The sequence below is a fragment of the Mycobacterium sp. genome (assembly GCF_032162605.1).
GTDB lineage: Bacteria > Actinomycetota > Actinomycetes > Mycobacteriales > Mycobacteriaceae > Mycobacterium.
On sequence record NZ_JAVROT010000300.1, the window covers coordinates 1 to 15918 of the forward strand.

Sequence of the window (15918 nt, forward strand, 5' to 3'; positions counted from 1 at the left end):
CGACGGGACCGTCATCTGGACCGCACCCGACGGGCAGACCTACACCACCACCCCGGGGAGTCGGCTGCTGTTCCCAGAACTGTGCCAACCGACAGCACCGGTCGTTCCCGTCGACGTGCCCGCTCGGGCGGCCCACACCGTCGGGTTGAGGATGCCGCGCCGCAGCACGACCCGCACCCAAGACCGGGCCCGCCGCATCAACGACGAACGCGAACTCAACCGAACCGCAGCCGCAGCCGCAGTCGCAGCCGAAGGTGCAGTCGCAGAAGCCGAACAAGCAACCCCCGACACCACCCCACCGTTCTGGTGTCCCGAGTCCTCAACCCGCCATCGGCCAATAGACCTGGCTCATGCCCGCGGGCTCGTCGGCCCACGAGCGCACAGGCCGTAGCGCAACACTGTCGAATAGTCGTTGCCTGCGAGGGCGATTCAAGCAATACCCCGATCGCCCAGAAGTTGTGTGTGGACTCAGGCACTAGTGCACGCCCTCCATGAGACGGCTCACCCATCCGCTCAGCGCCATCACCACGCAGCCGACGACGATGGCGACGACACCGATGATTCCGAAGTAGGCGAACTCGCTCGAGGGGTCGTAATAGCCGGCCAACACACCGGACATCGAGGTGCCGATGCCGACCGAGAAGAAGTAGAGCGCCATCATCTGCGCCCGGAAGGCTTGCGGGGCAAGCTTGGTCGTGACCGATAGCCCAATCGGCGAGATCATCAGCTCGGACACGGCGAACACGGCCAGGATGGCGGCGACCAGGAGCGCGGGCACCGCCCTGCCCGTCGTTCCCGCCATGGGGAGGAACAGAAGGAAGGCCACGCCCATGCCGATCACGCCGTAGGCGAACTTGCGCGGCGTGGTGGGCGCACGGTTGCCGAGGCGGGTCCACATCGCGGCGAAGACGGGGGAAAGCAGGATGATCCACACCGGCTCGATGGACCCGATCCAGCTCGACGGAGCCGTCCACCCGAATATCGACCAGTTCATCCGCTCGTCGGAGTAAACCGCCAGCACGGTGAAGATCTGCTGGAAGAGCGACCAGAAGACCGCGTTCGCGATGAACAGCGGGATGAACGCCTGCACCCGGGTGCGTTCTACCGCTTCCACTTTGGGGCTCCGGAGCATCACGATGAAGTACGCGACCGAGGCGGCGATGATCACCCCCGTCGTGACCTGGGAGAGGTTGGCCAAGGTCACGAGCCCGGTGGCCAGCACGGCTGCGACGACCGCGAGGGTGACGACCAACACGCCGAGGTATACCGCAATTTTGTTGCGCGGCAGGGGATTCGGCACGTCACGACCGTGCGTGCCGAGGTTGCGTCGGAACACGACGTACTGTCCTAGGCCCAATGCCATGCCGACGGCGGCGGCGCCAAATCCCCAATGGAAGCCGACGCTGGTCTGCAGGAGACCGGTGATCAACGGGCCGACGAACGCCCCCAGATTGATGCCGAGATAGAACAGCGTGAATCCACCGTCGGCGCGCGCGTCACCCTTGTCGTACAGGGTGCCCAGCAGCGACGAGGCGTTCGCCTTGAGCGCACCGGAGCCAAGTGCCACCAGCAGCAACCCGGTGCCGACGCCCGCGAGGCCGGGCAGGATCGCCAGCGCGAGGTGTCCGAGCATGACCACCACGCCGCCGTAGAACACGGTGCGCTCCATGCCGAGGAGTCGGTCGGCCACCCAGCCGCCGAGCACGGTCGACAGGTAGACCAACCCGCCGTACGCGCCGACGATGCCCGTGCCCGTGCTCTGCGGAAGGCCCAGCCCGCCGTCGGTGACCGAGTAGTAGAGGTAGTAGCCGAGGATCGTCAGCATCCCGTAGAACGAGAAGCGCTCCCACAACTCGACGCCGAACAGATTCACCAACCCGATGGGGTGGCCGAACACCGTCCGCGTCGCCGTCTGACCTTCTGTTCGTCCTTCCGTCACGCCGCCACCCTTCCACGACGACGGCCAGATTTCGTCGAGTTCGCCGTGCCCCGACGTGCCCGGTATCGGGTGAACGGGTAATGTCGCGCGGAATGATCGACCACGCTGGTGCTGCCCGAGGGTGGTCGCCTCGTGGGTCCGAAGGGGTACATGTGGACGCTGTCCTCGGCTTGTCTATGACTCCGACGTCCGTCGGTTTGGTTCTCGTCGAAGGCCAAGACGCTGATGGCGCGACGATGGATCGCGACACCTTCGCCGTTGCGAACGGCGCCATCCAGAGCTCTGAACAGGCGACTGCGGCGGTGTTGCGGACGGAGGCGATTGCCGCGACGCGGGGGCTTCGGCTGCACTCCATCGGGGTGACGTGGAGTGAGGACGCCGACGTGCAGGCCTCGATGCTCATGAAGTCGCTGTCGGACTCGGGTTTCGACAACGTGGTGGCCATCCGCATGCCGGAGGCCACCGAGGCATTGGCCCGCGGAATCGCCGAGGTGCTCGGATATGCGACGACGGCGGTATGCGTCATCGAACCCGACTCGGTGATCACGTTGGTCGTCAACACCATCGACGGGGCCGTGCAGACGGCGTTCAACCACGACATCACGTGCGATGAAGCCCTGATCAGCTGGCTGAGCACGGTCTTCACCCGCGCAGACTGGGCGCCAGAGGCGCTCGTCGTCGTCGGTTCGGCGGGTGGTTTCGAGTCGATCCTCCACCTGCTCGAGGACGCGCTGTCGGTCCCGGTGTTCGCACCGGAGGAGGCCAAGCTGGCGCTGGCCCGCGGCGCGGCGCTGGCCTCGGCCCAGAGCACGGACATGCCGCTGCACCTGTTCGACGACTTCCAGGACGGGGCGGTCGCTGCCGACTCCGGTCGCCATCGCGTCGCCGGGCGGCCGCCGAAACGCCGTCGTGCTCGGTCGAGTGTCGGCCCGGTTGCGATGTTGGCGGCCGGACTCGTGACGTTCGTCGTGTCGGTGTCGATCGCGATCAGCCTCCAGCTGTCGCCGACCCGGGAGGCGCAACCCAGTCCGGTGCCCGCGGCGAAGGCCGAACGTCCGGCCTTGGCGGTCAGGCCGAGTCCCCCTGCCATGCCACCACCGGTGGCGATTCCGCCCGCCCCGATCGTTGAGGCGGCACCCCCACCGCCTCCGCCCGAGTCGCTCCCGCCCGTGTACGAGGAGCCGCCGGTCGCCGTCGCCGACGTGCCGGCCGAGGCGCCGTCGGTCGATCAATTGCCGGCTTCGGACCCCTCCGCTCCGTCCGCCGACGTGCCGGTGGTGGATCCCGGGCTCGTCGCTCCGCCCGCCGACACGCCGCCCGCCGACACGCCGCCCGCCGACACGCCGCTTCCGCCCTACGTGGCACCGCCGCCGGTCGATCCCATCCCGACCAAGAAGCCAGGCATTCTCACCCGCATCAAGGAACGGCTGACACCCGGCAACGACAACTGATTTGACGACACCGGTGCCGACGAACAGCGCGGTCCTGTGCATGGCGATCCGCGCGACCATCGTGCTCGCCGTGGTGCTCGCTCTCGCCGTTGCCGAATTCAGCTCGAGGTCCGGCGTGGTCTGGCGATTGATCACCTTCACCTACCAGGCCAACATCCTGGCGGCGGGGTACTACGCGTGGACGCTGTTCTCGCCGCGTGCTGACCGCCGCACCGGACTCCGTGGCGCCGTCGTGCTATACGTCGTGGTCGCGGGGGTGATCTGGAACCTCCTCCTCACTGGGCGCAGCATGGGCTACACACCTGCCAACTTCCTGCTCCACGTCGTCGTGCCGATCCTGGCGGTCGCGGATTGGTTGGTGATCGGTCGCGGCACCGCACGGTGGTGGCAGCCGTTCGCGTGGCTGGTCTATCCGGCCGCCTATCTGGGACTGGCGCTGGTGGTGCTGAACCGCGCTGGCCGCCGCGCTCCGTACTACTTCCTCGACCCGGGCAGTGTCGGGCTCGGGGCGGTCGCGGTGAACGTCGCCCTGCTCGCCACCGGATTCCTGGCCCTTGGTTACCTTCTGCTGGCGGTGGCTCGCCATAGATACGGTGGACAGGAGCAAAGCGACCGGGGATATGAGTCGGCTAACGCTTAGTACTCGAGAACCGAACTATCATTCAGTCAATCATTCCCGACATTCGGAGGTTGGTCACTTGCGTATAGCTCTGCGACATGTGTTGTCGGTGGCGGGAATTTCGACCCTTCTGCTGAGCGGCACGACGACCACCGGCCTTGCGGCGGCACCCAGCCCCGTTTCCGTTGCCACCATCTCGCCCGGTCCAGGGCAGGTCGTCGGCGTCGCCATGCCCGTCACGGTGACGTTCGCCGAACCCGTTCCCGACCGCGCAGCTGCGGAGCGTTCGTTTCAGATCGCTTCACCGAATGCCCCGCAGGGCAACTTCGTGTGGCTGAAGAACGATGTCTTGCAATGGAACCCGAGCAGTTACTGGCCCGCGCACTCCACGATCTCGCTATCTGTGGGCGGCGCGAAGACCAGCTTCGAGGCGGGTGCTCAGGTGGTCGGCGTCGCCGATGTGAACGCGCACACGTTCACGGTGAGCGTCGACGGTCAGGTGGCGCGACAGATGCCCGCTTCAATGGGCAAGCCCAAGCACCCCACCCCCATCGGCTCGTTCACCGCGCTGGAGAAGCAGTCTCCCGTGATCATGGACTCGCGGACCATCGGCATTCCGCTGAGTGACCCCGAGGGCTACAAGCTCACCGTGTACAACGCGGTTCGCGTCACCTGGGGCGGTGTCTACGTGCACTCGGCCCCGTGGTCGGTGGCATCACAGGGCAACTCCAACGTCAGCCACGGCTGCATCAACCTCAGCCCCGACAACGCCGCCTGGTACTACGACAACGTCAGCATCGGTGACCCGATCATCGTCCAGGCCTAACGCTTACTTCGGCACTCCGGTGTACTCGGGGTTCGGCGGCACCGACAGCGCGATGCCGATCCGGTTGGTGGCGCCGATGAAGGCCGCGATCGAGATGCCCTCCAGGATCTCGTTGTCGGTGAGCCCGAGACCGCGCAGCGCGTCGAGGTCGGTGTCGCGAATCGACTGGGGATTGCCGTTCACCGCGACGGCCAGGTCGGCCAGCGCCCGCTCGCGGTCGGTGAGTTCGGCGACCTGGTGATGGTCGATGGCGACGCGCTGACCGAACGACCAGTCGCCAGCCACCTTGCCCAACTTGTTGGCGTGGTTGGTGTGGCAGTAGGAGCACCGGTTCTCACCCGAGACGACCGTCGCGATCACCTCACGCTCGCGGGCGGTCAGGCCGGCGCGGCCGTCCGTGCCGAGCAACGGCAGCAGGTAGGCATTGAGGCGCCCGAGGTCGCCCTCGTTGAGTGAGAGTGCGCGAAACCAGTTGGACGTCAATCCTTCCTCGCGCTGCTGGTGGGAGAAGAAGCCCTTGACTGCTGGCGTGGACAGCTCGTCGAGCTCGGGCACCCTCAGTCGTGAGATGCGGTCAGGAGTCAGGGGAGAGGCGGGCTGGGCCGGGGCGTCGGCAGTCGCGGTCATGCCTCGACGATGGGTGGCGGGGGTGCGTTCGACAAGGATTGCGCACCGGCAGATCCAAACGCTTGTGGGACGGGTCGGCGCAGCGCCGCCGCCGTCGCCTCGTCGGCGGGCAGGAAGGCCTCGATGCTCAACTCCGCTGCCGTGAGGTCCAGCGCGGTGCCGAACGTGGTCACGGTGCTCAGGAAGGTCAGGACCACCCCGTCTGGTCCCTCCAGTCGCAGCGGGACCACCACGCCGCCCAGATCGGGAGTCGCGTCGAATCCGCCTGGATAGGAATCGATCTCGGTCAGTAGCTCCGCCAGCGCGTCCGAGCCGCTGACCGCCACCTCTCGCCGCAGGCGACCGATGACGTGGTGACGCCACTGTCCGAGGTTGCGGATGCGCGGTGCCAGACCGGCCGGGTGCAGCGAGATGCGCAGTGCGTTCGGCGGATCCAGCAGGCGAGGTGCGACGCCCTGCAGCAGCATCCCGGCGCCCGCGTTGGCCGCCACGATGTTCCAACTCCGGTCGACCGCGATGCACGGATAGGGCTCGTACGCCCCGAGGACCGTGTCGAGGCCATCGCGCACCGCCGCCATGTCGGGGTCCGACAACGAACGCTCCGCGTAGACCGGCGCCAGGCCCGCGGCAAGCAGCAACTGATTCTGTTCGCGCAGTGGCACGTCGAGCACCGCCGCCAGGCGCAGCACCATGGCCCGACTGGGCACGGAGCGCCCGGTCTCGATGAAGCTGACGTGACGTGATGACACGTCCGCCTCGATGGCCAGGTCGAGCTGACTGAGTCGGCGCCGTTGCCGCCATTGACGCATCAACGTCCCGAACGGGGGAGTCTGAACCCGAGCCGTCGTCACGTCCACAGTCTCATCCGCGCAAGCGTCTCAATCCACTACGTCGGAGGTAATTGCCGCACCTACCTCAGAGTCGGCACCGTGGACAGTGACACTCCGAATGAGAGGAACCATGATGCGGACCGACCGGGATGCCACGGCCGCCACGCCGATCCCCAGATGGCTGCGCTTCGTGCTGGTGTCCGACCGCGCCGGCTCGTCCTGGTACGTCGGGCTGGGCTTCTTCTTTGCGCCCGCGCTGGCCGTGGTGTCCCCGTGGCCGGCCGTCACCACCGCCCTGTGGGTGGTCATCGCGCTGGCTGGCGCGTGGCTGGGCCTTCTCGGCATCGCGATGGCGACCGGACTCGCCCTCGTCATGCGTTCGGGCGCCGAGATTCCCGAGGATTACTGGCGCTCGATCATCGACTACGACGATGCGCCGAGTGTCACGACGGCGCGGAACACCTAGTGAACGGCGGACGATCCGGTGTAGTCGACCTGCCAGTGCTTGATGCCGTTGAGCCAACCCGACCGCAAACGTTCGGGCTTGGCCAGCGAGGTCAGGTCGGGCATGGCGTCGGCGATCGCGTTGAACATCAGGTCGATGGTCATCCGGGCCAGGTTGGTGCCGATGCAGTAGTGCGCCCCGGTGCCGCCGAATCCGACGTGCGGGTTGGGGTCCCGCAGGATGTTGAACGTGTACGGATCGTCGAAGACGTCCTCGTCGAAGTTGGCGGAGCGGTACATCATGACCACCCGCTGACCCTTCTTGATCTGCACGCCGTCCAACTCGGTGTCCTCCAGCGCGGTGCGCTGAAACGACGTGACCGGGGTGGCCCACCGGACGATCTCGTCGGCGCTGGTGCCGGGACGTTCCCTCTTGAACAGCTCCCACTGGTCGGGGAATTCGGAGAAGGCCAGCATGCCCTGGGTGATCGAATTGCGGGTGGTCTCGTTGCCCGCGACCGCCAGCAGGATGACGAAGAAGCCAAGCTCGTCATCGGAGAGCTTGTGGCCCTCGACGTCGGCCTGAACCAGCTTCGTGACGAGATCCTCGCCGGGCGTGTTGGCCCGCTCGGCTGCAAGCTGCATGCCGTAGGTGATCAGCTCGACAGAGGCGCTGTTGGCGTCGTTGTTCGCGAACTCGGGATCCATGTCGCCGACCATCTGGTTGGACCAGTGAAACAGCTTCATCCGGTCTTCCTGCGGCACACCCATCAAGCCGGCGATGGCCTGCAGGGGTAGTTCGCAGGAGACCTGTTCGACGAAGTCGCCGGATCCCCCGGCAGCCGCTCGGTTCGCGATGTCGCGCGCGCGCTCGGCCAACTCTTCCCGCAACCGTTCGACCGCCCGCGGGGTGAACGCGCGCGACACGATCTTGCGCAGATGGGTGTGGTGTGGCGCGTCCATGTTGAGCAAAACGAACTTGCCGGTCTCTATCTGGGCATCCACGGTGCCGTCGGGGTATCGCGGCAGTGCGGTCTTCTCCAGGCTCGAGAAGACGTCGCTGCGGCGTGACACCTCCTTGACGTCCTTGTGCTTGGTGACCACCCAGTAGCCTCCATCACCGAACCCGCCCTTGTCCACCGCCTGTTCGTTCCACCAGATCGGGGCGACCTTGCGCATCTCGGCCAACTCGGCGACCGGCAGGCGTTCGGCGTAGATGTCGGGATCGGTGAAGTCGAATCCGGCTGGCAAATTCGGACTGGTCGCAACATTCGGCATGTTCGAGGACTCCTCGTGACGACGTGATCTAGTTGGATAATGCATTGCTACACCACTGGTCGCGGGTGTCGGGCGGGTTTCGGAAACTCACGAGTAGAACGTGTTACCGCCGACTGTCCGATTCAGATTCGCCATGCATCAGGGATTGCGCTGTAACGAAAATGGAGAGATTCTGGATTGACCCACTAGCACCATCAGTCCCCGAGGCCACACGGGAAGGGGTTGGCAAATGAAGTCGACCGAGACGACCAAGGTTGCGGCAGCGCTGGCAAGCTGCTCGGCGGGTCTCTTCCTGGCGGTGATGGCGACCGCGCCACCGGCAGGCGCCGACCCGGTGCAACCCACCATCCCACCGGCGCCGGTCAGTGGCACCGCCCCCGCGCCCCCGTCGGCCGCCACCGTGCAGTCCGCGGACACGGACGCCGCGACGCTGCCGCCGAACGGGATGCCCCACCTCGCCAGCCCCGATGCCCTGCCACCGGGTTCGACGATGGTGCCCCAGGACAATGACTCGCCGAACGTCAGCTATCTGAAGGACCTGTGGCAGGCGGTCCAGAACCACGAGATCAGCGCCAAGGAAGCGCTGGTGATGGGCCTCGCGCAGCGTGGCATGAACACCCCCTACCCAGATCAGGCTCCCGGCCCGAACGTTCCGATCACTCCGGCCGATCCCGCGCAGGCGCCTGCGATGGCGCCGGCCCTCCCGGCGCCGCCTCCTCCGGGCGACCCACTTCCGCCGACTCCGTAAACGGCCCGGCGCGGTGCTGCGCGATCCAGATACCGCGCGTTCTAAAAAGCGAGAGGGACCGCTTCCACTCGCGCGGGCACGTGTTTGTGCCACGGCGTCCCGGCGTACGCATCGCGCCACTCCGTCGACGTGAGTGCGTTGGGCGCGACGCCGGGGACGGTGCGACTGCCGTCTGCCTCGATGTAGTCGACGCCGTATCCATTGGGCAGGGATACGTGCCCGGCCAGCATCGCGTCACTGATTTCCACGGTGGCCTCGGCGGTGCCCGCCACCGTCGTGATCCGAGCGCGACCGCCGTCAGAGAGGCCGATGGCGACGGCGTCCTGCGGGCTTATCCGCAGCGCTCCGTCGACATCCCGCTTGCGCCAGCCCGGGTTGCGCAGGATGTCGTTGGCGGTGTACGCACGTCGTTCCCCAGCGGACAGCACCATGGGGAACTCCGCGCTCGTGTGCTCACTGCGCTCGGAGCGTAGCGCTCGGATCTCGTCCAGCATCTCCGGTATCTCGACCGCAATCCTGCGATCGGAGTGAGTGATGAGTAGGTAGTCATCGGAGTACTCGTGCACGGTGAAGGTCACCCCCGACCGGCCGGTGAGGATCGCCTCGAACAACGCGTTGCCATCGGCGTGTCCGGCCCGCCGCACCGCATCCGGATAGGCCATCGCCGTCTTCTGGGCGAGACCCCAGAGCGCGGCCGCACCTGCCAGTCCGTCGGGAAGCGACGGTCCGAGCGTCTCGTACAGGACAAACGGCAGGACTCGACCCATCGCCGGGTTCGCGCTCACAGCCACGAGGAAGGCCTGGGTGTAGGCATCGAGTCCCTCCGCGGCGGCACGGCGAAGCGGCGTCAACTCGGCATCGTCGACGACGCCGAGTGTGCGAACCAACCGTGCCCAGATCTCGGGTTCGGCCAGCGTCCCCGGCAACGGGTCGAGCACGGGATGGCGGAGGTGAAACGTGTTGTGCGGGAACTCGAGGTTGAAGAAGGTCGCCTCCGGCTTCTCGAACTGACTCGCCGCGGGAAGCACGTAGTCGGCGAGCCGGGCCGTCTCGGTCATGGCGACGTCGATCACGACCAACAGGTCCAGCGATTCGAGTGCCGCACGCACCGCGACCGAATCGGCGACCGAGTGCGCGGGGTTGCTGCTCTCGACGATCATTCCGCGGAAGCGGGCGGGATGGTCTGTCAGGATCTCCTGCGGCACCACATTGCTCGGCACCAGACCTGCGATGATCGGAGCACCCGTGACCGGCGTCCGGCCGACACCGCCGGCGGCGAACAGTGGCGCGAGCGACGAATGTAGATGCTGCGCACCACGTTTGGCGAAGTTGCCGGTGAGAATCCACAGCAGCTTGTTCAGATACGAGCAGAGCGTGCTGTTGGGCGCCTGCTGGATGCCGAGGTCCTCGAACACGGACACGCTGTCGGCAGCCGCGATCCTGCGGGATGCGGCGCGCAGCAGATCCTCGTCCACGCCGCACCGCTGGGAGTACTCGCCGACCGGCACGTCGGCCAAGGCCTCGCGCACGGGCTGGACGCCGTTGACGTGCTCGGCGAGAAAGACCTCGTCGCAGAGCTTCTCCTGCACCAGCACGGCGGCCAGCGCCGCCAGGCACCATGCGTCGGTGCCAGGGCGCACGCGAAGATGGAAGTCCGCGAGCTTGGCGGTGTCGGTCACCACGGGGTCGATCACGATCATCGAGCGCGTCGGATCCTTCGCGATCTCGTTGAGCACCACTCGCGCCCGCGGAAAGCTCTGGGACATCCACGGGTTCTTCCCGATGAACACCGACACCTCGGCATGCTCGAACTCGCCGCGGGTGTGACCGCCGTAGAGGTGGGCGTCGACCCAGTGCTCACCGGTCTTCTCCTGTGCCAACGCATTGGACCGGTAGCGCGATCCGATCGCCTTGAGGAACGCCCCGCTGTAGGCGCCGCCGAGATGGTTGCCCTGCCCGCCACCTCCGTAGTAGAAGATCTTGTCGCCACCGTGCTCGTCGCGGATCTTCGAGAAGCCCTCGGCGATCTCAACGATGGCGGTGTCCCAGTCGATCTCCTCGTAGCTGCCGTCGGCGCGCCTTCGCAACGGCGAAGTCAGCCGGTTGCGGCTGTTCTGGTAGTGGTCGAGTCGCAGCGCCTTGTTGCACGTGTAGCCCTGCGACGCGGGATGCTCCTTGTCGCCGCGGATCTTGATGAGCCGGCGATCCTCGACCTGTACGACGACGCCACAATTGCACTCGCACAGGATGCACGCGGTCGGTTGCCATTCACCCGTCACGTCTCGGGCTCCTCTCATCATCCTGCAGAAGTACTCGTAGCTGGCGGTGGGTGGAATCGAGGGGGCCGACGTCGCGGGTAGCTCTGGCGATCACGACGGCACCCTCGACGGCAGCCGTGACCAGCATTGAGATTTCGGCCGCACGGTCGCCCGCCATGCCGTCGTCGGAGAGCCGTTGGGCGATCAGGTCGGTCCAGCGCATGAATGCGGCCCCGGCTCGCTCGAGCACCGCGGCGTTGTCGGCCTTGCCGGAGTCGCCTGCCTCGACGGCGACGGCCACCACCGGGCATCCCGCTCGGTACTCGCTCTCGATCAGCTGTGTTCGGAACCCGGCGATGATTTCGTCGAGGACGTCGAGACCGGTCGCAGCGCGGGAGATCCGTGCGGCGACGTGGTCGCTCGCGAAGTCGACGGCCTCGCAGAGCAATTGCGTACGCCCGCCTGGGAAGTAGTGATATGCCGAGCCTCGAGGGGCACCGCTGAGTTCGAGGACGTCCGATATCGCCGTCGAATGGGCGCCGCGTTCGCGTATCAGGACTGCTGCTGAGGCGACCATCCGGTCGCGGGGGCTGACCACGTCGCGGTCTCCTTTGGCGAGAGGTTATGTAGAGCATCATACATAGCCCCCTCGCGGAGGGTGGCACGCTCCAGAAGCGTGTGCACCACCTCGACGTGGGTGCGCTCGACGGCTGCCCACACCGCACGGGTCGCGACGGTGCGGTGCTGCAGGAACGTGGCGAACAGCAGCCCTTCCGGCCTGATCATGATGAGGAGTTGGCCTGGCATGCCGATGCGCGAGTCGGCTGCGAGCAGTACGACCTCGGGCGTGCTGCGCCGTACCGACCAACCGAGCACCGCGCCCGACCCGACCCCGGCATTGGAGCCGACCTTCAGGCCGAGCATCTTCCAGCCCGAGAGCAACCGGGATTGCATGGGCGCGGGCGCGTCCTCCAGGATCGCCCTTGCCCATCGTTCGGCGGACCACTCCGGCGACGAGCCGGTCCGCACGAGGAACGCGTCGGCGTAGTCGATGCGGGGCAGGGTGCTGAGCCCGCGGACGTCGACCGGCACGTCGATCTGCGTGACCACGACGCGGTCCTGGGTCTGGTCCCGCCATCGCCGCGCGAGCGAGCGGACCATCGCCGGGTAGACGACGAGGTGCCGCAATGGCGCGATCGCCGTCAGGTAGGTGGCGCCCAGCATCCCGTTCGGCCTGACGAGCACCGCCATCTCACCGCGGTATCCGCCGTCGCCGTCGGGCACCCAGCCCAGGTGCACGACGCCGTGGACGGTGCGGTTGGCGATCTGCAGCGCAGCTTCGTCTGCGGTCGCGTACAGCGGGCTGAACGGCCCCGTCGAGGCGTCGGCAGGGAAGGAGTTCCTCAGGTCTTCGGGCAACTGCGCCTGCAAACCGGTTATGCGGGAATCGATTCCATCGGTCGGACCATCCAAGCTGAACATCCGCCCCAGCGCCCGTCTGATCGCGAACAATGCGCGCACGACCGGTGACGCATGGGCGGGGTCGAACGAGGTGACGGTCGCGGTCAGTCGGCCGAAGTCATCGCGCCCACCCGGGGTTGGCAGCGCCCACACGTCCAGCACGTCGAAGTCGTGGACGAACTCCTTGATCCTCCAGGGCCGCGCGGCGAACGACGCGCCGGGCAACCTCGTCGTCGAGATTAACATACACTACTGTATGCTTCAACTTCGCTCGTCGTCAACCGGATTCGAAGGATTTCAGTGCCCGCACCCACCCGCACGTCCCGCGAGGCGTGGATCGACGCCGGCCTGATGGCGCTCGCCGACGGAGGGCCGGACGCCGTGCGGGTCGACGTCCTCGCGCAGACCCTCGGGGTGTCGCGTGGTGGCTTCTATCACCAGTTCGACAGCAGGCCGGCGTTTCTCGACGAGTTGCTCGACACCTGGGAACGCCGCAGCACCGACGAGGTGCTGGAACGGGTCGAGCGCGAGGGCGGCGATGCCCGCGCCAAGGTCGCACACGCGGGCATGCTGACGTTCTCCGAGACGCTGCTGCCCATCGACCTCGCGGTCAGGGACTGGTCCAGAAGGGACACCGCGGTCGCCGCGCGGCTGAAGCGCGTGGACAACAGCCGGATGGCCTATCTCCGCACCCAGATCGCGACGTTGCACGACGACCCCGATGACGTGGAAGCCGTTGCACTGCTGGCATTTTCGTTGGCCATCGGCAACCACTTCGTCGCCGCGGACCACGGCGGTCGCGGCCGGGCCCTGGTACTGAGGCGCGCCACCGCGAGACTGCTGGACTAGCGCCCGTCGTCGGGCCTACCAGACATGAACCCAATCGACCAGCATGTCGGCCGGGTACTTGCCTGCTCCGGGATCGCCACCCCCGGAACCGGCGACCGCAAGATTCAGTATCGGAAACAGCGTGTAACCCGGGGCGTTGAACGGCCAGTCCGGCAGGGCGCTGGCCGGGACGTCGAAGTACGGTTGCGCGCCGTCGACGTAGTCCTTCCAGAACCGGATCCCGTTCGCATCCCACTGGGTGCGCCAGTTGTGCCAGCCGCTGTCCACCGCGATGGTGTGGCTCGAGTGTTCCCCGCCGTTCAACTTCGCGTGGACGGTGGTTCCAGGGGCCCAGCTGCCGTTGCCGTACCTCTCCATGATGTCGACTTCGCCGCCGTTGACGGGGTCGTTGTTGGCCAGATACCAGGCCGGCCAGGCGCCGGGAGTGAGGCAGTTCAGCTTGATCCGAGCTTCCCAGGTGGTCCCGATGGGTCCGCGGTACTTGCCGAACAGCTTGCCGCTGTAGAACGTGTTGCCGTCCTTGGCGGCGTGGAAGACGAGGTTGGACTTGCCGTCGATGAAGACGTTGCGCCGATCGTCGCGGTACTGCCCGACGTTGCCCGGCAGCTCCCAGTACGTCGGGTCCTCCATGTCCTCCCGCGCCAGCGCCACCTCCCAATTGGAGGCGTCGGGCGCCGAGCCGGCCGGGCCGTCGAACTCGTCCTGGAAGAGGTACTTGGCCGGTGGCGCGGCGGGTGCGGGCACGCGGTCCACGGGGGAGGCCCCGGCCTCGGGGAGGGAGATGGCGGCCGCCAGGGCGCCGATTCCCGTCATGAACATCATCCGGCGTCGATCAATCTCAGGCACGACTACACATAGAAGCCTTCGGTCGGACCGAGCGCAAATCCCGGGCGCGAGCGACCTCAGGCTCCTGCGGCCTCGTTGAGGTCGTTCAGAGTGCCGGTGGCCTGGAGATACTCCTGGACCCAGCGTTCGATGACCGCCGAGGTCTTCTCGACCTTGGTGAACTGACCGACCACCTGCCCGACGGGGTTGAAGGCGACGTCCACCGTCTCGTTGGGGTACTTGTGCGTGGCCGCCACCGCAAGGCCGGAGACCATGAACTGCAGCGGCATGCCCAGCGGCTTCGGGTTGTCGGGGTTCTCCCAGGCCTCGGTCCAGTCGTTGCGCAGCATCCGCGCGGGCTTGCCGGTGAACGAGCGGCTGCGCACGGTGTCGCGGCTACCCGCCTTGACGTAGGCAGCCTGCTGGACCGGGGTGTTCTCGGCCTCCTCGACCATCAGCCACTGGGAGCCCGTCCATGCACCCTGGGTGCCGAGGGCCAGTGCCGCGGCGATCTGCTGTCCGCTGCCGATGCCGCCCGCGGCGAGCACCGGAACGGGCGCAACCTCCTTGACGACCTGCGGCCACAGCACGATCGAACCGACCTCACCGGAGTGCCCGCCCGCCTCGCCGCCCTGGGCGATGATGATGTCAACGCCCGCGTCGGCGTGCTTGCGCGCCTGGCTCGGCGACCCGCAGAGCGCGGCGACCTTGCGACCCTCGGCATGGATGTGGGAAATCATGTCGGCAGGCGGGGTGCCGAGTGCGTTGGCGATCAGCGTCATCTTCGGATGCTTGAGCGCGACCTCGACCTGGGGTGTGGCGGTCGCCTCGGTCCAGCCCAGCAGTTGCAACGTGCTCTCATTGTCCTCCGCAACGAGCGGCACGCCGTGGTCGGTGAGTACCTTGCGGGCGAAATCGAGGTGCTCCTGCGGCACCATGTCGACCAGCATCTTCGCCAGTTCGTCGGCCGATAGGTTCGCGTCCATGCCTTCGTACTCGTTGGGGATCACGATGTCGACTCCGTAGGTGTGGTCGCCGATGTGCTCGTCGATCCAGGTGAGCTCGACCTCGAGCTGCTCGGGCGTGAAGCCCACCGCGCCGAGCACGCCGAATCCTCCGGCCTTGCTGACGGCGACGACGACGTCTCGGCAGTGCGTGAACGCGAAGATCGGAAACTCGATGCCGAGCTGATCACAGAGGGGAGTGTGCATCTTGCTTGCTCCTCGAAGTGGGGCGGGGGACGAACTGAAACGTGTTCTAGTTTAGTACTCCGCAGGCGCGCCGTTGGCGACTGGGCGACGTATCGACGATCCGTCCGCGCTCGACATTGGGGGGGAGTGCCATTACCGTTTTGCGCCAACAGCATTGACACACCTGATCGTGTCGTCGGAGGACTTGCGAAGTTGAAGGGCGAAGCCGTGACGCACTGGCTCAACCATTCGCTCGTGCTCGCCTCGGACTACCGGGTATCGCACCCCGACCGCGTCGGACCGCTGCTCGAGCGCAGAACCCAAGCCCTCGCCGACCTTGGGGCGCACCACGTGCTGGTCTACGAGTCGACCACCGAGCCGGGACGGGTGCTGGTGATGATGGCCATCCACGCCCGCGAGCCGGTACTCGAGCTCCTGCGTTCGCGCACCTTCTTCGAGTGGTTCGACGCCGTCGGCGTCGAGGACATTCCGGCCGTCTTCGCCGGCGAAGAGCTCGAGCGACTCGCGCTCACCGAGGAGACCGAGCCCTCGGCCCCTGAGGTCATGGTCTCG

15 protein-coding genes and 2 pseudogenes are annotated in these 15918 nt (G+C 66.8%); 8 read left to right on the forward strand and 9 right to left on the reverse strand.

The window, feature by feature from the left end; all coding sequences use genetic code 11:
* Positions 1–391, forward strand: a pseudogene (locus tag QOI01_RS17345) (hypothetical protein); the annotation flags it as partial.
* Between the two features lie 84 nt (positions 392–475).
* Here the strand turns inward: QOI01_RS17345 and QOI01_RS17350 are convergent.
* On the reverse strand, positions 476–1939 hold the full coding sequence (locus QOI01_RS17350) for a peptide MFS transporter (RefSeq protein ID WP_526383041.1): 1464 nt from the start codon (positions 1937–1939) through the stop codon (positions 476–478).
* A gap of 92 nt (positions 1940–2031) precedes the next feature.
* On the opposite strand from QOI01_RS17350, the gene QOI01_RS17355 reads away from it, so the two are divergent.
* The 3 genes from QOI01_RS17355 to QOI01_RS17365 all read left to right on the forward strand — a co-directional run bounded on the left by QOI01_RS17355 (position 2032) and on the right by QOI01_RS17365 (position 4835).
* Positions 2032–3390, forward strand: coding sequence for a DUF7159 family protein (locus tag QOI01_RS17355; RefSeq protein ID WP_526383043.1), 1359 nt, complete (start codon positions 2032–2034; stop codon positions 3388–3390).
* A gap of 40 nt (positions 3391–3430) precedes the next feature.
* Positions 3431–4030: a Pr6Pr family membrane protein gene (locus QOI01_RS17360; RefSeq protein WP_526383062.1), complete on the forward strand. Its 600-nt coding sequence runs from the start codon at positions 3431–3433 to the stop codon at positions 4028–4030.
* Between the two features lie 79 nt (positions 4031–4109).
* Entirely contained in the window at positions 4110–4835 is a 726-nt protein-coding gene (locus QOI01_RS17365) for a L,D-transpeptidase (RefSeq protein WP_526383064.1), read from the forward strand.
* Positions 4836–4838: 3 nt separating this feature from the next.
* On the opposite strand, the gene QOI01_RS17370 is transcribed toward QOI01_RS17365, so the two are convergent.
* Both QOI01_RS17370 and QOI01_RS17375 read right to left on the reverse strand, forming a co-directional pair.
* Positions 4839–5462, reverse strand: a complete 624-nt coding sequence (locus QOI01_RS17370; RefSeq protein ID WP_526383045.1) for a peroxidase-related enzyme — start codon at positions 5460–5462, stop codon at positions 4839–4841.
* Complete coding sequence (locus QOI01_RS17375) at positions 5459–6271, reverse strand: helix-turn-helix transcriptional regulator (RefSeq protein ID WP_526383066.1); 813 nt, start codon at positions 6269–6271, stop codon at positions 5459–5461. The genes QOI01_RS17370 and QOI01_RS17375 overlap by 4 nt, the downstream gene beginning before the upstream one ends.
* 154 nt (positions 6272–6425) lie before the next feature.
* Between QOI01_RS17375 and QOI01_RS17380 the strand changes: the two genes are divergently transcribed.
* Complete coding sequence (locus QOI01_RS17380; RefSeq protein WP_526383068.1) at positions 6426–6758, forward strand: hypothetical protein; 333 nt, start codon at positions 6426–6428, stop codon at positions 6756–6758.
* Here QOI01_RS17380 and QOI01_RS17385 read toward each other — a convergent pair.
* On the reverse strand, positions 6755–8014 hold the full coding sequence (locus tag QOI01_RS17385) for a cytochrome P450 (RefSeq protein ID WP_526383047.1): 1260 nt from the start codon (positions 8012–8014) through the stop codon (positions 6755–6757). The genes QOI01_RS17380 and QOI01_RS17385 overlap by 4 nt on opposite strands.
* Positions 8015–8243: 229 nt before the next feature.
* Between QOI01_RS17385 and QOI01_RS17390 the strand changes: the two genes are divergently transcribed.
* Entirely contained in the window at positions 8244–8762 is a 519-nt protein-coding gene (locus QOI01_RS17390) for a hypothetical protein (RefSeq protein ID WP_526383049.1), read from the forward strand.
* A gap of 41 nt (positions 8763–8803) precedes the next feature.
* Here the strand turns inward: QOI01_RS17390 and QOI01_RS17395 are convergent, their stop codons facing one another.
* From QOI01_RS17395 to QOI01_RS17405, 3 genes are read right to left on the reverse strand one after another with little or no spacing between them, the layout of a single operon-like run.
* A complete protein-coding gene (locus QOI01_RS17395; RefSeq protein WP_526383051.1) occupies positions 8804–11059 on the reverse strand; it encodes a molybdopterin-dependent oxidoreductase in 2256 nt (751 codons plus the stop codon).
* The gene (locus QOI01_RS17400; RefSeq protein WP_526383053.1) at positions 11031–11618 is read right to left on the reverse strand and encodes a TetR/AcrR family transcriptional regulator; all 588 of its coding nucleotides are present in this window, start codon (positions 11616–11618) and stop codon (positions 11031–11033) included. Before QOI01_RS17400 ends, QOI01_RS17395 begins: the two co-directional genes overlap by 29 nt.
* Positions 11573–12727, reverse strand: coding sequence for a DUF2867 domain-containing protein (locus QOI01_RS17405; protein ID WP_526383054.1), 1155 nt, complete (start codon positions 12725–12727; stop codon positions 11573–11575). Before QOI01_RS17405 ends, QOI01_RS17400 begins: the two co-directional genes overlap by 46 nt.
* A gap of 54 nt (positions 12728–12781) precedes the next feature.
* Here QOI01_RS17405 and QOI01_RS17410 point away from each other — a divergent pair, with 54 nt between their 5' ends.
* Positions 12782–13330: a TetR/AcrR family transcriptional regulator gene (locus QOI01_RS17410; protein WP_526383056.1), complete on the forward strand. Its 549-nt coding sequence runs from the start codon at positions 12782–12784 to the stop codon at positions 13328–13330.
* A gap of 15 nt (positions 13331–13345) precedes the next feature.
* Here the strand turns inward: QOI01_RS17410 and QOI01_RS17415 are convergent, their stop codons facing one another.
* The gene (locus QOI01_RS17415) at positions 13346–14176 is read right to left on the reverse strand and encodes a glycoside hydrolase family 16 protein (RefSeq protein ID WP_526383058.1); all 831 of its coding nucleotides are present in this window, start codon (positions 14174–14176) and stop codon (positions 13346–13348) included.
* Between the two features lie 56 nt (positions 14177–14232).
* Positions 14233–15366, reverse strand: a complete 1134-nt coding sequence (locus QOI01_RS17420; protein WP_526383060.1) for a nitronate monooxygenase — start codon at positions 15364–15366, stop codon at positions 14233–14235.
* A gap of 192 nt (positions 15367–15558) precedes the next feature.
* Between QOI01_RS17420 and QOI01_RS17425 the strand changes: the two are divergent.
* Positions 15559–15918 (forward strand): annotated as a pseudogene (locus QOI01_RS17425) (fatty-acid--CoA ligase); the annotation flags it as partial.